At 42.2% G+C, this 15,054-nt stretch carries 13 protein-coding genes; 9 read left to right on the top strand and 4 right to left on the bottom strand.

Annotation, left to right across the window (positions count from 1 at the left end):
• Positions 1-211 precede the first annotated feature (211 nt).
• Together ACED59_RS13160 and ACED59_RS13155 are read right to left on the bottom strand one after the other, a co-directional pair.
• Positions 212-949, bottom strand: a complete 738-nt coding sequence (locus ACED59_RS13160) for an EAL domain-containing protein (protein ID WP_050546544.1) — start codon at positions 947-949, stop codon at positions 212-214.
• A gap of 570 nt (positions 950-1,519) precedes the next feature.
• Positions 1,520-2,155 (bottom strand): hypothetical protein, encoded by a 636-nt coding sequence (locus ACED59_RS13155; protein WP_009845296.1) that lies wholly within the window; start codon positions 2,153-2,155, stop codon positions 1,520-1,522.
• A gap of 289 nt (positions 2,156-2,444) precedes the next feature.
• On the opposite strand from ACED59_RS13155, the gene ACED59_RS13150 reads away from it, so the two are divergent.
• From ACED59_RS13150 to ACED59_RS13140, 3 genes are all read left to right on the top strand, one after another.
• Positions 2,445-2,690, top strand: coding sequence for a DUF2164 domain-containing protein (locus tag ACED59_RS13150; protein WP_017059821.1), 246 nt, complete (start codon positions 2,445-2,447; stop codon positions 2,688-2,690).
• Between the two features lie 183 nt (positions 2,691-2,873).
• Positions 2,874-3,413 carry a cytochrome b gene (locus tag ACED59_RS13145; protein WP_371704996.1) on the top strand — a complete coding sequence of 180 codons (540 nt, stop codon included), beginning with the start codon at positions 2,874-2,876 and terminating at the stop codon, positions 3,411-3,413.
• Positions 3,410-3,979 carry a YceI family protein gene (locus tag ACED59_RS13140; protein WP_029222775.1) on the top strand — a complete coding sequence of 190 codons (570 nt, stop codon included), beginning with the start codon at positions 3,410-3,412 and terminating at the stop codon, positions 3,977-3,979. Before ACED59_RS13145 ends, ACED59_RS13140 begins: the two co-directional genes overlap by 4 nt.
• Before the next feature lie 351 nt (positions 3,980-4,330).
• On the opposite strand, the gene focA is transcribed toward ACED59_RS13140, so the two are convergent.
• Positions 4,331-5,782 (bottom strand): formate transporter FocA, encoded by a 1,452-nt coding sequence (gene focA, locus ACED59_RS13135; RefSeq protein ID WP_017097943.1) that lies wholly within the window; start codon positions 5,780-5,782, stop codon positions 4,331-4,333.
• A gap of 273 nt (positions 5,783-6,055) precedes the next feature.
• Between focA and ACED59_RS13130 the strand changes: the two genes are divergently transcribed.
• Both ACED59_RS13130 and ACED59_RS13125 read left to right on the top strand, forming a co-directional pair.
• Entirely contained in the window at positions 6,056-6,961 is a 906-nt protein-coding gene (locus ACED59_RS13130; protein WP_009845304.1) for a LysR substrate-binding domain-containing protein, read from the top strand.
• Positions 6,962-7,428: 467 nt separating this feature from the next.
• Entirely contained in the window at positions 7,429-7,923 is a 495-nt protein-coding gene (locus ACED59_RS13125) for a DUF1097 domain-containing protein (RefSeq protein ID WP_009845305.1), read from the top strand.
• Positions 7,924-8,114: 191 nt separating this feature from the next.
• Here ACED59_RS13125 and ACED59_RS13120 read toward each other — a convergent pair whose 3' ends face one another.
• Positions 8,115-9,887 (bottom strand): ATP-dependent endonuclease, encoded by a 1,773-nt coding sequence (locus ACED59_RS13120; protein ID WP_009845306.1) that lies wholly within the window; start codon positions 9,885-9,887, stop codon positions 8,115-8,117.
• A 238-nt stretch (positions 9,888-10,125) separates the two neighbouring features.
• On the opposite strand from ACED59_RS13120, the gene ACED59_RS13115 reads away from it, so the two are divergent.
• The 4 genes from ACED59_RS13115 (at position 10,126) to ACED59_RS13100 (ending at position 14,949) form a co-directional block, all read left to right on the top strand.
• Complete coding sequence (locus ACED59_RS13115) at positions 10,126-11,865, top strand: bifunctional UDP-sugar hydrolase/5'-nucleotidase (protein WP_371704995.1); 1,740 nt, start codon at positions 10,126-10,128, stop codon at positions 11,863-11,865.
• Positions 11,866-12,474: 609 nt separating this feature from the next.
• Positions 12,475-13,476, top strand: coding sequence for a TerC/Alx family metal homeostasis membrane protein (locus tag ACED59_RS13110; protein ID WP_029223947.1), 1,002 nt, complete (start codon positions 12,475-12,477; stop codon positions 13,474-13,476).
• A gap of 313 nt (positions 13,477-13,789) precedes the next feature.
• The gene (locus ACED59_RS13105) at positions 13,790-13,978 is read left to right on the top strand and encodes a hypothetical protein (RefSeq protein WP_009845310.1); all 189 of its coding nucleotides are present in this window, start codon (positions 13,790-13,792) and stop codon (positions 13,976-13,978) included.
• A gap of 230 nt (positions 13,979-14,208) precedes the next feature.
• A complete protein-coding gene (locus ACED59_RS13100) occupies positions 14,209-14,949 on the top strand; it encodes a DUF1223 domain-containing protein (RefSeq protein ID WP_029223946.1) in 741 nt (246 codons plus the stop codon).
• Positions 14,950-15,054: the final 105 nt, after the last annotated feature.

The raw sequence follows: 15,054 nt of genomic DNA, 5'->3' as shown, positions 1-15,054 counted from the left end.
AACAGATTCTTTTAAGCCAGCCCAGTCAATTTTGATTGGGCTTTTTTACGGATATGATTTAATAAAACAAGACGAAGATAGGTCCGAACTAAGAGGACGTTGCGATAGCAATGCGTGCCTTAACAAGGATCGTTTTAAAAGATAGGTATTACAAAAGTGGTTAGCCAATGGTAAAGCGGCTTCCGGTATAATAGAGAATAGGGGCTAGATTCTAGATTGCTAGGCGGATATCCAACTCAATCGGCTTTGGCATGGCTAAGTGATAGCCTTGATACATATCGAAGCCTAAACTTTGCATCGCAGTCAGTTGCTGTTGGGTTTCTATCCCTTCGATGACCGTCTTTGCACTGATTTGATTGGCAAGCTTAACTACTAACTCCATTTTTTGAGTATCACCGTTTTCAAAATCCAACATCACAGAGCGATCGATTTTGATGATATGAGGAGTGATATGACGAACACGTTGCTCTGTTGACGCCTGTGCTCCAAAGTCATCAACCGCGATTTGAAAACCATTATCTGCAAGTGAGTGGGCCGCGTTTTTTAAACGCTCTTCACTTTCTACATTAAGTTCGACCAACTCCATGACGATTTGTTCGCACGATAAGTTAAGCTCGTGAAGACGTTTAGCTAACAGAGTGTCTTTTACTTTTTCTGATGCAAACAACTCACCAACGTTTGGAAGAACGTTCAAAAAAAGGTTTAAGTGACGGACCGTCGATTGTGCGAAGTTACGGATGTGAATTGCTCGGCTCAGCCTCTCTACGTTGATTTTGTCTGTGTATGAGGTTTCGTCTGAATGGAAGAAGTGATCTGGGCGAACGACATCACCTTTACAATTGGAAATACGAACCAAAGCCTCTACACCTATCTGAGTCAAAGAAGAATCAAATATAGGTTGGTAGACACTTGTAAGTGTTAAGTCTTGGTATTTCGCAATAAACTGCATATCGGCATCCACAGATATACAACTAATAAATTCACTTCTGTCTGATAAAATCATAATCGCTAATAAAAGGTGTTTATTCAGTGACGAGAATATACGTCACAGTTGTCATAATATTGACAGGTGTTGATAAATTGTCAATTAATAAAAATTAATTTGTCACGGTAACATCTAAATAATTAAAGTCAGCGAAAAATCAGGATGATAAAGGTCATTATGTATTAAGGGTATATATTGCTTAGCTTGTTTAATAGGTTCAGTGAATTTGATGTCTGAGTAACCTATATCATATCAACCCTATCAATATAAAGCCTTAACACGTATACACCTGAAATAAATATGGTTAAAGGCTTGCATTCTGGGGGAGTATCAAAATAATAAAATAAATAGATCTTTGTGGTTACATAAAAATGATGTCTGTCTCTCAAAATTAATATTGAGGTTGTTAAGTTATTAATTAGTAAACTGGAGAATCCGGATAATAAATGAGTGGAATATAGGCGTTATTTTATAAAATAATAGTGTAGGTATAATTATTTACATTATATATCAAATTGAAAATTGGCTTGTATTTTACTGCCATTGTATTACCGCATAAAGTTGCAGGTATTTACGAACTAGTTGTTGATTTCCAGAGCGTTTTAGCGGGTGAGCGAATCGGATAAAACACGGACTGATTTTGAAGTTACTATTTAAATCATCTGCGAATTGAGTATCACTCTCTCTTAGCGTGATACCTTGTAGGCTGTAGTCGCTAATCTGGTCTGGGAGTTCCCCCATCCACCAATGCAAGAGTTCACCACTGTTTTTGCTTCGACTTATCCAATGGTCGGAGACAATAATCAATAGGTCATTGGGTTGAATGGCAAATCCGTACTCTTGCTGCCAGTTATGAATGTCCAGCATCAACTTTTTACGACAAGTCTTTCCTGCGCTCACCATATGGTGGCTAATCATCCAAACGGTACCAATTTCAGAAGAGATTCGGAAGTGTCGTGGCGTTTCACCAGAAGAGAGCATTTCTAGTGGGCTTACGTTGCTTGCATGATTGAAGCTAACGAAAGTGTGCTCCATTCGTCTCGCAAACGCTTTGCCTATGTGATGTTCACTGATCCCTTGATTGTGTACGGTAGGGTAATGACGCTCACAAAGTTTCAAGCAATCGTCTTGAAACTGATTGACGCTTTTAATCACCAGATCTAATAACAATGAAGCCTCTTATACACGGTTGCTATCTTATTGATGGGCAATAGTACGGTAATTTCGGCGCCATTACCTATTGTCAAAGTGCGAGTTCTTGATCCCTCTATCAAAATTAACCATTACTGAGCGATTTTATGGATAGCACTGGCACTCTACTGGTCTGTAAACTAAATTATGAGGAATTATAGCTAGTTAGAAAACTTGAACTGATTGGCAGAGTTGCAGTGAGCTAACGAAATTATAGCTTAGTCGGCTAATCACAATTGTTCTACATACTCTTTATTTGGAAACACCCATGACCATTCAATTAGATTCAAAGCAAAAATCCGAACTCACTCATACACTTCAAAAGTATCTACAAGATGAGCTCGATGTAGAGCTTGGTCAGTTCGACACTGAATTCTTAGTCGACTTCATCAGTAAAAAGTTTGGAGCCGTGTATTACAACAAGGGGATAGAAGACGCTCAAAAAGTGATGGAACGTAAGATGTTAGACATATCAGATGAGCTCTATGAAATTGAACAAATCGTTGAGATATAACTCAGCAAGCGATTGTTCGACAAAGAAATTTGTCCATAAAGCAACTTGTTCAAAATTTTTGAATAACTCGTTTAATTTGAAATGATGTAACTAATGTAAAACTTGGTAAATAATATGTTACGCAAACTTGGTGTAGGGTACGCTTTTCAAAACTACACGACACGTAACATTCGGAAGAGATGCATGAACAACAACGTCAAAAATTACAATCCTTTAGCAAGAGCAATGCATTGGATCTCAGCACTCGCAATATTTGGCCTATTTGATGTAGGCCTATGGATGGTTGATCTTTCTTACTACAGTGAGTGGTACAAAACAGCACCAGACTACCACCGTTCGGTAGGCATTCTTTTGGCTGCCGTTACCATTATCCGCTTGCTTTGGAAGCTGGTTACCGCGTCACCTAATGTGGAAGGTAAAAGCTATGAAGTTGTAGCGGCGAAGAGCGCTCATGGATTTATGTACATTAACTTAGCGGTTTTATTTATTTCAGGTTATTTGATTTCGACATCAGATGGCCGTGGGATCGAGGTATTCAATTGGTTCACTGTACCAAGTATGGGTGAACTATTTGCAAACCAATCTGATCTCGCAGGAACGGTTCACTACTATGCTGCATGGGTACTGATCATTATGGCATCAGTGCACGCCTTAGCAGCGATAAAACACCACGTTATCGACAAAGACGATACGCTACGAAAAATGATAGGAGCTTCAAAATGAAAAAGTCAATTATCGCTACAGGATTAGCATTTGCTATGGCAATGCCTTTCGCTGCGAACGCCGCTGATTACGTGATTGATACAAAAGGTGCGCATGCTTCAGTTAACTTCAAAGTTAGCCACCTAGGTTACAGCTTTATCCAAGGTCGTTTTAACACATTCTCAGGTGACTTCTCATTTGATGAGAGCAACGTTGAAGCGTCTAAAATCAACGTAACGGTTGATACAACTAGCCTTGACTCAAACCACGCAGAGCGTGATAAGCACATCCGTAGCGGTGATTTCATCAATGCTGGTAAGTTTTCTGATGCGACATTCAACAGCACAAAAGTGGTTGATAAAGGCGACGGCAAACTTGAAGTTATGGGTGACCTTAAACTTCACGGTGTAACTAAGCCTATCGTTATCGAAGCTGAATTCATCGGTGCTGGTCAAGACCCATGGGGTGGTGAGCGTGCTGGTTTCGTTGGTACAACTCGTCTAGAGCTTGCTGACTTCAATATCCCAGTAATGGGCGCTTCAAGCTATGTAGACATGGATCTGCATGTTGAAGGTGTAAAGAAGTAATCTAGCTATCAATAATCGCTATCAACATATTTAGAAAGATCAAAAACCTAGTCGATACGAGATAGGGCGGCTGTTAGCCAGTTATATAGTAATATGGAAAGTAGCAAAGCAGCTAGAATATAGAGAAAGGCGCAAAGTTTTCACTTTGCGCCTTTTTTATTGAGGTAAATGGCCACGCGTTTAGGTCTGTTTTGTGTCAAACCTTTTACTGCGTCTTAAGCCACCATTTACCTCTGCCAGTCAACGTTGCAATGACTGAGTTATCTAGCTGAACGACTAATCCCTAATAGTTCAGCCTACGATTCGTTACTTTGTTTCTAATGAAACGCTTGCTTTGTAAACAGTCGCTAGTTAAGCCGTTTCTAGTTCAGCCTTTGGAACCACGTTTAGGCGGTCGCCATAGATTGGACGTAGTGCTTGCATAACTTCAGTACGAGTCATCACACCGACCATTACGCCATTTTCTAGCACTGGAAGCATATGTGGTTGGCTTACTTTCATCGCTTTTGCACGCTCTTCTAAAGAAAGAGAGGTCAGGCGAGTGGCATAGCCCATGCTTGTTGTCGGGTACAGTTGCTCTTTATCGATACATAGGAACTCAGCAACATCGACCAGTTTGTCGTTTGCATCAATAGCCACTACGTCACGGCTCATTAGGTCTACCACTTTCTGACCTTTAGTCGGAATGTAGTCTTGGCACCAAAGGTCAACCATTACGTCGTGAACAGAGAGGATACCTACTAGGCGGCCTTCAACATCGCAAACAGGAGCGCTAACAAGTTGAGCATCTAAAAGTGAATCAATCGCCACTGAAGTAGGCATTTCTACGCTCAGTGTAATTGGTTGAGTGTTCATGATTTGCTTGATAGTAGTTGTAGTGCTCATAGTGGTTTCCTTAACTGACGTAATTTCTGTTGTTTGAGTTATTGCTGTAATTTTTGCCGCTTTAAGCTGCGGGCGACGGTAGATACTCCAATTGGCTAAGCCGACCAATACCGCACCACCTACAATGTTGCCGAATGTCACTGGTATTAAGTTTGCAGTGACAAATTTCATGATGTTCAGGTCTGCATACTGGGCTGATGTTGCGCCAATTTGCATCCAAAAACTCTCTGGTGCGAATGCTTGAATTGTGATGCCTAATGGAACCATGAACATATTCGCCACACAGTGTTCAAAGCCTGAGCTAACAAACATTGCAACGGGTAATACGGTCATCATTGCTTTAGTCATGGCGTTAGCTGAGCTGAACGTTAACCAAATTGCTAAACACACTAGTAAGTTACAAAGCACACCCAAAGCGAAAGCTTGAACAGGGCTGTGGTGTAGCTTGTGTTGAGCAATGTTTAGAGCGTTTAAGCCCCATTGCCCGCCATCCAGTTGATATAAGCCTGCTGCACTTACCAAAGCCAGTAGGAACATGGCACCGATAAAGTTGCCTACATATACCTTGCCCCAGATAGACAGCATCTTGGTGAAGGTTATCTGCTTATTAGCCCATGAAATGCTTGATAACACCGAACTGGTAAACAGCTCGCCACCACAAATCACAATCAGGATTAACCCCATGCTGAATGCAAGCCCACCGGCTAAGCGACTTAATCCCCATCCTGCATCAGCGCTACCTGTGGTCACCGTGATGTAGAATAAAAAAGCAAGCCCGATGAATGCGCCAGCCATGATTGCCAAACTCAATGTCATGCTGCTGGTTTTATTTGCTTTGCTTAATGCAAATTTCTCGGCTTCCGCCATCATTTCTGTTGGCGAGAACAGTTGCTGATTTTCAGAAGTGCTGGTTGCCATATCCCCCCCTTGAACAATCCGTCATGTGTAATTCCTAGTGTTAATGACTTGGTTAATCCGTAATGGTTAATCAGTAATGTTTTGCAGGGCTCGTTGTGTCCTGCCATTCCAGATTAGGGTGTTGGGGGGTAGAGGTAAAATTGATAATTTTTAGAAACCACATCAAAAATATTGATATAGATTTGGTTAGGCGTAGAATGAAATTGATTGCTCATCGGCTTAACAAAAAACGAGCAGCAGGACATAAGTTATTAAAAGAATTAAGGATAGATTTTGCGTTATTCATTAAAGCAACTCGCCGTCTTTGACGCGGTAGCAGATTCGGGAAGCGTAAGTCAGGCAGCTGATAGGCTTGCATTGACTCAGTCGGCGACAAGTATGTCTCTTGCACAGTTGGAAAAAATGCTCGGCAGGCCTTTGTTTGAAAGGCAGGGCAAGCAAATGGCGCTCACTCATTGGGGCATGTGGCTTAGGCCAAAAGCGAAGCGTTTACTGCAAGATGCACAGCAAATTGAAATGGGCTTTTACGAGCAGCATTTATTGAGTGGAGAGCTCAAACTCGGTGCGAGCCAAACCCCGGCAGAACACCTGGTTCCAGACCTCATCAGTATTATTGATAACGACTTTCCTGAGATGCGAATCTCGCTTGGTGTACAAAGTACCGATGCGGTTATAGATGGCGTATTAGATTACCAATATGACCTTGGCGTTATCGAAGGTCGCTGTGACGATAACCGAGTTCATCAAGAAGTGTGGTGTACCGACCATTTAACGGTGGTTGCATCGGCTCATCACCCATTTGCAAAGCGTGAACGTGTCAGTTTGGCGCAACTAGAACAAGCGAAGTGGGTATTGCGTGAACATGGTTCAGGTACTCGCAAAGTTTTTGATAGCTCTATTCATCATTTAATTGGTGATCTTGATGTTTGGCGAGAATATGAACACGTTCCTGTTTTAAGAAGTTTGGTAGCAAACGGCCCATATTTAACGTGTTTACCTTATCTCGATGTCGAGCAGTTTGTTGAATCTGGCCAGCTCGTTACTTTGAATGTTCCTGAGCTTGAAATGGAACGTACGCTTTCGTTTATTTGGCGTGCGGATATGGCAGAAAACCCACTTGCTGAATGTATTAAGCGAGAAGGCAAGCGCATGATGAAAGGCAAACCGTCAGTTCTATAACGGTAATTTGATAAAGGCTAGGGGCTGTTGACCTTTCGTGGTTAAGTTTTGTTCGAGGTAAAATCGTTTTAGGCGCGGCGAAGAGTATGTAGCCTAGTCATTTTAAGCAAATATTCTTCAACAAAGCATAAAGCGATTTTAACCGAACCCTTCGGGCAGTCCTTGTGGTTCATTTCTACTGCGTTATCGCCTTTTCATGTAGGCTAACTACACATCAAAGCCTCTGCCTTGTATAAATTTCCCACAAGAGCTGCAAAATAAAGCTCGAAAGGTTAACAGCCCCTTATAACCTAATGTGTTGAATAAGCGATTCCGGTCTCTATCTGGTGATAAATGCACATTAACGTACATTATTAATGTGATCATGATCGGCTAAAAGAAGGCGTTCTTCCCATAATATGCTTACTTGATTTTAAGTGAGGCTAAATCCGGTGCGATGAATTTCGTAATTAGGCTTTAGAAATAGTATGAGTACATTAGTCGCGATTTCATTAACAACAGGTATTTTGTCAGGTCTATGGGGATGGATAGCTATCTCTTTCGGCTTGCTGTCATGGGCCGGTTTCTTAGGTTGCACCAGTTATTTTGCTTCGCCAACAGGCGGCGTTAAAGGACTAGCAGGTAGCTTATTGACCAACATGACTGGCGTATTCTGGGCAATGGTGATTATCGAAAGCTCGACCTTCGCAGGGTTAGAGATTTTAGGCTATATGATTACCGCTATTGTCGCTTTCTTTATGTGTATTCAAGCCAAACAAGCGTGGCTAGGTTATATCCCAGGGACCTTTATTGGTTGCTGCGCGACGTTTGCAGCAGGCGGCGATTGGCAACTTGTCGTGCCATCTTTACTGCTTGGTGGTGTCTTTGGATACTTGATGAAAGCAACGGGGCTTTGGCTTCACGAAAAATCGACTCAATCTTCGGAAGCGGTTGAACCACACGCTAAGCAAGCGAAGGCTTAATTCGTTAACCTAGCCTTAATTCGTTAACCTAACCTTAGTTTAGTCACTGTGAACTCTTGCAAGATAACCCCCAATTAATTTGTATATCGATTTATACAGGCACACCACTTGGTGTGCCTTTTTTGGTTTCTTAATCAATTCAAGAAATTATCAACAGAAGAACTAATAGCACTTATCAGATAAGCAAGAAGCTAGGTATTTCCGTTTGCCATGGTGATCACGCGTTTCAAAGTCCATCTCAACAACAATGGAATACAGTCTTGTCCTTGATTCTCACAATGAGACACGATCGCTAAAGCCAGGTCTGGTTTTGCGTGTTTCTTTAGAACTTTCGCCACAACTTTTTTCGCTGGAATAGGGTGATCATAAGGAATCTTAACCATGTCTCTGAAAAAGTTCTCAAACCCATTCATGTACAAGTAGTGCTCTATGTCTCTATCAGGCAGTTCTGTGAGGCGATGTCGTTCTTGATCATTACCGAGTTTAGATAGCACAGTCGCCGCATACTTCTTACCAGCAGCGTCTCCGTCAGTCACCACGTGCCAATCGATGCCAAACTCTTGCGCTACTTTAATGAGCGCTTTAAGACCAGACTGCGCGAACTCAATAATTTGAACGCCTTCCGCAGCAAGGTTATACCCACATTGGTTGGCTAACTCGTTAAACAACCAGACTTCGGTTTCACCTTCTACCAACAACCAGCAGCGAGCGTACAGAGCGCCGGACCGGTGAAAACGAATATGAAAACCAATTCGACGAAGTTCATCTTTGCTGAAGTGGTTCACATTGAGCTGGTTGGCTATGGTTTTATCTGACTGACGTACCAAACGACGAATCGATTGAAGCGGCACAGCAGCAAGTAGATCGCCACTGTTGGTGGTCAGGATTTTTTGCATGGGCAGCTTTTGCATCAAGCTCCAAGCCCTTGCCAAGTGCGTTGGGTGCAATCGACCTTCTGGATCTTCAAGGATCAAAAGAGGGCGAGCACATCTTCTTAAGTCATTTGGCCCTTTTGCTTGCAAATAGGCATTAAGTAACCCCATGAATAATAAGCGAGTTTGTTTGTTTTTGGTCTCTTCGACCAATTGATGAATGCTCTTGTCGTTCGCACCAGCTGAGTAAAGTAACCCATCACGCGGTTTTCTCGGATTTTTACGTGAGACACTCTTAAATGAGAAGTAGTGTTCTATTAAGCTTTGCATCGACTCAAGACTACTGCGCATTTCACCTTTATTAACATGTCCGGGTATCGCCATAAGGCGACGGCAGGTGTTGTCGATGCGTTTTTCTATCCTTGCCTGACGCCCATTTCCGTTTCCATTGCTGCCATTACCATTGGTTGTTTGACTCTGGCCGTTACCATTTCCACTCACATTATTAGCGTGCCCGTTACTAGCATGAACGGTGTTAGTGTGAACATTACCCGGTAGATGAGCATTGTGGTTAAGTGAGTTGCCGTTGAAAGGGCGATCGAAGTGTCTTGCATCTCTTAAACGAATTACAGGGTGTAACGTCATTAATTCTTGAGCGAGCTTTTCTGAGTGATGAAGCTTGAGAGGGTTTCCGTCCAACCCCAAAAATGCATAGTGTGTTGTCGTTTCATACTGTTCTAACGTGGCACTGATTCGATAATAGATACGAAAAACACCAAACTCGTCTTGAACCCACACCGGCTTGAGTTTGCGATAACGTCCTGCATTTAGCTCACTTTTATCGTTGGCTTTTAACGCGAGAACAATTTGAAGGTGTTGAGACTGCGGATGTGAAACTGAGTAATCGACATGGAAATCGGTCATTTCGAAGTGATATGGAACTCCGTCTGAAGGGAGAACGACGGAAAGGGCATCCAATAATGAAGACTTACCCCAAGTATTTTCACCAATAAGCGTGGTTAGCTCATCAAACGCAAGAGACATGCGCTTAATACCTCGAAAGCCAGAAATCTCGATTCTTTCTAGTTGCATAGGCTTACTCCTAACGGAAGGCTCTGCTAATTGTTTGAAAGCTAACAGATATCTTTAATCATAATCGAAAAACACAAATCTGGTATGCTCACCTGTCACAAAACCCGTTGTTTATTTATACGGTGCAAAATGAGATTTTCGATCTATCTCGAGTATTTTTTTGCAGTGCAGTTTCATAAAATTCACGATTCTGTCATGATTCTCGACCTAGTATGAAGGGACAAAGAGAGAAGAAAATATGACTAAAAAGAATAAGCCGACAAAAATAGTGTTGGCACACATCAACGACACCCACTCATACTTTGAACCAACCTCGTTACAGCTATCACTTAAAATGAACAACCACATCATTGAACCTTATGTCAGTACTGGTGGCTTTGCTCGAATTTCAACACGCTTCAAACAAATAGAACAAGATGCCCAGCGTCAGAAGGTTGGAACCCTGTTCCTGCATGCTGGTGACTGCTTCCAGGGCACTTTGTACTTTTCTTTATTCAAGGGAAAAGCCAACGCCGATTTGTTGAACGCCCTTAATATAGATGCCATGACGCTCGGCAATCACGAGCTAGACATGGGTAATGAGCCCGTTGCGATTTTCGCTAAAAGAATCAAATTCCCACTGTTGGCCGGTAACTGGAATCTATCGAATGAGGATATCAATAAAACTCATACCTTAGCGGACAACGAAATTGTTAAGCCTTATCTGACTGAAACGCGAAGTGCTTGTTTTATAACGAAAGAGTTTGATAGCGAGAAGGTTGCAATATTCGGCTTAAGCATCGACAAGATGGCAGGCATTGCCAATCCAGATATCGATACACCATTTGAAAATGCTTTAGAAACAGCAAAAGCGACCATTGAGCAGATTCATAAAGCTGGTATCAACAAGATTGTCTTACTTAGCCATCTTGGTTACGAAGCTGATTTAGAATTAGCAGCCAACGTAACAGGTATTGGCGTCATTGTTGGTGGTCATAGTCATCGCTTACAAGGTGATTTCTCTGATATTGGCTTAGTTAAAGATGATGATTACGGAGTGAAAGTCGATGACACCTATGTTGTGCAAGCGGGTTTCCACGCCATGAGCCTAGGACACTGCGAAATCGAGTTCGATGCTGAAGGCAAAGTGACTCACTTTAACGGTAAAAACGAACTGCTGTTAGGCCGTCGACTGTTTATAGATGCAAAGCTAAGTGAAGTAGGGCAAGACGACGCTCATGATATGGCGTGTGAGTTTTTGAACAACCACCCCAATATTGCAGTGTGTAAGAAAGATCCTGAGCTGCAGAGCATTCTGACGGATAAATACCAGCCGCGAGTACGAAAGCTTCAGCAACAAGTTATTGCTCATGCCGATACAAAACTGCGCCACATACGCATCCCGGACGAGAAAGGCCCGAGCCAACTCGCGCCCTTGGTTGCTCAATCATTTCACTACCTAATGAACAAAAAAGGGCATCAGGTTGAATTTGCCATTCACAACGCAGGTGGTGTTAGAAATTCACTGAATAGCGGCGATGTCTCTGTTGCCGATATTGCCGGAAAACTACTACCGTTTGCCGTACCCATTGGTGTGTATGAAGTAAAAGGTGAAACGATCGCAGGCATGCTCGAAGGGGCAATTAACAACGCGCTCGATAATGGTGTTGTGGGCACGGGTTCAGGTAGCTTTCCTTATACTCATAACTTGAGATTTTGTTATCACAAAGAAGCACCCTTAGGACATAGGATTCATCATCTAGAAATACACTCTGAAACATCCGGTTGGCAGCCTGTGTCTCGCGACCGAATTTACCGAGGCGCGTCGTCAGCCTACACCATGAAAGGAAAAGAGGGCTATAACGCCGTCTTAGATATGATAGGTGATGGCGTGGTGACGACCGATTCTATGGCAGACTGTTTTATTGAGTTCTTGCAAGAATACCCAGAATCTCTTAAACACAATGAACCGCTGAATTGCATGGAGTGTTTTAGATAGCCAGCGTCAATGCTTGCACTTAATAATATTAGTTATAGCTGTTTATAAATTTGGCATTGTTTATGCTTTATTCCTGCAGGTCACACTTCTTGTGGAGATAAGCATGGATAAGAAAGATTGGTTAGATGCAGTAGCGGTGGTTGGTTGGGTATCGGTTTGGTCCGCGTTAGTGTATTTGATACCGACTGCAGGATTGTAATTTACGCAAGATAGTAATTTGCGCAGAATTATTACTTGATCGTTTTGCAGTGTAACTACGCAGTGCCATCGTGAATTTGGTTAGCGGATTTATTCTTAGAATCAATTCGAGTGTCTATTTGACAGGGTGGCATCAATAAGAAAGGAGCATTTGCTCCTTTTTTGTATTTCTAGTGCAAATTTTAATAGACGAAACACAAATAGGGGAATATTATCCACGCGTTTGGGGAGTAGTTAGCGCAAGTTTACATGTCGTCATCTCGTTAGGCTAAGAGCCTATCCGGTATGTAAAGGTGAAATCCCATATTTCACTTCAACGAGACCAACGCAATCACAATCAAGATCCGTCGTGGAACTTGATATGTTTTGTTTGCGGAAGGTCTTTGTTAAGTTCTTCCGCCCGGAGGAATAATGAACTCAACTCAATCTCTATTATCTACAAATAGTGAATCCTTTTTTTCATCGCCAACCATGACGACTTATGCGGGTTTTTTCCTGCTAACAGTGATTCTCGTCTCTATTGATATCTATCAGACTCGTGGTGGGAACGTCACAATTAAAAAAGCGGCAATCTGGAGCGTTTTTTGGTTTGTACTTGCATTTTTGTTTGCTGGTTCTATTTACTTATTCTGGGACATTTATGCACCAAATAGTGACTACACAGCGCAAAAAGCAACCGTGTCATTCATTACGGGTTACTTGCTAGAAAAATCACTCAGTGTAGACAACCTATTTGTTTTCGCGATGATCTTTGCTCAATACCAAGTTCCTGAGCATCTAAGACCACGTGCGCTTCTTTGGGGCGTAATTGGTGCATTGGTACTTCGTGCAATTATGATCGCACTAGGCGCACAGCTATTGGCGGAATACCACTGGGTACTTTACGTGTTCGCTGCGTTCTTGATTGGTACAGGTATTAAGCTGGCATTAGACAAGGGCGAAGAGGAGAGTGTGAATACACTGCCTGAAAAGCTACTTCGTAAAGTGATGCCGGTAACCGAAGATTTCCATGGCCCTGCATTAATGGTTAAACAGGGTGCTAAATGGGCATTCACTCCAATGATGTTGGTGATCGGTGCGATTGCAGTTATGGATGTGATGTTTGCATTGGATTCTATTCCTGCGATCTTTGCGGTAACACAAGAACCTTTCTTAGTACTTGCTGCAAACGTATTTGCGTTACTTGGTCTCCGTTCTTTGTACTTTGTACTGCAAGGCATGATGGATAAGTTCATTTATTTGAAGCCTGCACTGGCATTCATCATGGTCTTCATTGGTGTAAAAATGCTACTGGTTGATAGCGAATGGGCCATCCCGACGTATTGGTCGTTGGCGGTGCTGATTTCTACCATGACGATTGCGGTTATAGCGTCGATTTATGCGAAGAAGCCAGACATTGAACAAGTGAATTAGAAACAAATATAACTTATCGAAAAGTTTATAATCGGTACGTGGTCGATGAAGTGGAAAATTTATTCATGTAAAATTCCTGTGACATTGGCCACTGTAATTTGAAGGGTATTTGTACTAAATGCATGTTTTTAACGCCATTGTGAATTTATAGTCACCATTTGTGAATATGTATTTTCACACCTTGTTAATGGTTTGTTTTATTAGAAAAACTAATCTGAAAGTCCAAATTTAGTCATTTTTTAACGTGTAAAAAATCACCTATTATTCTTGTCATCAGAACGAACCACTTAAACAAATTTATAGAGAGGCAATCATGGCTCAAGCAATGCAAATGAATACTATCGCTGTTCCTAACTCTATGGATAAGAAGACCTACTCGGTTAACTTCAAAGGATTGATTGCACACATTTTCGATATTCTTTTTGTAGACAACTCTCCACGTAGTTACTACTCAAGCGACCTATCTGGTCACATGCAACGCGATATCGGTATCAACCGTTAATCTCTGCGTTAACATGTAAAAATATAGAATTTAAAAAACGCCAGCTGCTAAAGCTGGCGTTTTTGTATCTGAAAGAAACTGTGTATCTAAAACAAGCTGTCTATCTGAAATAAACTAAGCATCTGAAATAAACCCAGCACCTGAAAGAAACTCATCACCTGAAAGAAATACTTAGGCATAACGGTCTGTATTTGAGCGCCAATCAATTCGCTTTGTACAAGGATCATGGTATGTCACACGCCACACGCAATTCATCATTGATTAAACTCTGTTTACTTGCCTTGCCAATCGGCGCCCATTCTTCTGTGTCGTATGCACAAACGTGGAGTAACGAAGGCCAGCCTGCTCAGGTTATTGAGCTGTTTACCTCTGAAGGTTGTTCTAGTTGTCCGCCTGCTGACACGTACCTTAGTACTTTTGCAGAGCATCCAAAACTTTGGACCGAGGTCATACCGCTTGCTTATCACGTAGACTACTGGGACTACTTAGGCTGGGGAGACAAGTTCGCCAGCAAGGCATTCAGTCAGAAGCAGCGTTTATACAAAGCTTATGGCGTAACAAGTGGCGTTTATACACCGGGCTTTGTTGTCGATGGAAAAGAGTGGCGTGGTTACTTTAATTGGCAAGACAGAACGTTGCCTTCGCTCCAACAACAAACTCATCCCAAATTAACAGTGAACCATAAAGGCGATACGTTCAGCGTGAGTTACGAAGGCAAAGGGGATTATGTCGCTCATATTGCTTTGTTAGCGATGAACGAAGTCACCAGCGTTAAAGGAGGCGAGAACAGAGGTAAGAAACTTGAGCACGATTTTGTCGTGGTTTACGACGGCTATCAACGTGGTGAGTCTGATTGGCAATTCAATATCGATTTCGAGCCACTAGTCGCTAAGCCAGATGCAGTAGCCGTTTGGTTAACCGAGCTCAACTCGTACACGCCAGAGCAAACGGTAGCAGGGTGGCTTAACTAAATTTGCGATAACTTGATATCTGGATGTGTTTTAGAGGGGCTTAATCGCTGAAACACGGGAGAAAGGGGCGATTTAGTTACGTAATACTGCTGAAATACGTTAATA

The organism is Vibrio sp. FF266 (genome assembly GCF_041439695.1).
Classification (GTDB): Bacteria; Pseudomonadota; Gammaproteobacteria; order Enterobacterales; family Vibrionaceae; genus Vibrio; species Vibrio tasmaniensis_A.
This window is presented reverse-complemented; position numbering and strand designations above follow the sequence as displayed.

Coding starts and splice junctions, on each gene's coding strand:
- ACED59_RS13115 (WP_371704995.1), top strand. CDS start 10,126: ATGACTAAAAAGAATAAGCCGACAAAAATAGTGTTGGCACACATCAAC.
- ACED59_RS13145 (WP_371704996.1), top strand. CDS start 2,874: ATGAACAACAACGTCAAAAATTACAATCCTTTAGCAAGAGCAATGCAT.
- ACED59_RS13120 (WP_009845306.1), bottom strand. CDS start 9,887: ATGCAACTAGAAAGAATCGAGATTTCTGGCTTTCGAGGTATTAAGCGC.
- focA (WP_017097943.1), bottom strand. CDS start 5,782: ATGGCAACCAGCACTTCTGAAAATCAGCAACTGTTCTCGCCAACAGAA.
- ACED59_RS13140 (WP_029222775.1), top strand. CDS start 3,410: ATGAAAAAGTCAATTATCGCTACAGGATTAGCATTTGCTATGGCAATG.
- ACED59_RS13105 (WP_009845310.1), top strand. CDS start 13,790: ATGGCTCAAGCAATGCAAATGAATACTATCGCTGTTCCTAACTCTATG.
- ACED59_RS13150 (WP_017059821.1), top strand. CDS start 2,445: ATGACCATTCAATTAGATTCAAAGCAAAAATCCGAACTCACTCATACA.
- ACED59_RS13160 (WP_050546544.1), bottom strand. CDS start 949: ATGCAGTTTATTGCGAAATACCAAGACTTAACACTTACAAGTGTCTAC.
- ACED59_RS13110 (WP_029223947.1), top strand. CDS start 12,475: ATGAACTCAACTCAATCTCTATTATCTACAAATAGTGAATCCTTTTTT.
- ACED59_RS13125 (WP_009845305.1), top strand. CDS start 7,429: ATGAGTACATTAGTCGCGATTTCATTAACAACAGGTATTTTGTCAGGT.
- ACED59_RS13100 (WP_029223946.1), top strand. CDS start 14,209: ATGTCACACGCCACACGCAATTCATCATTGATTAAACTCTGTTTACTT.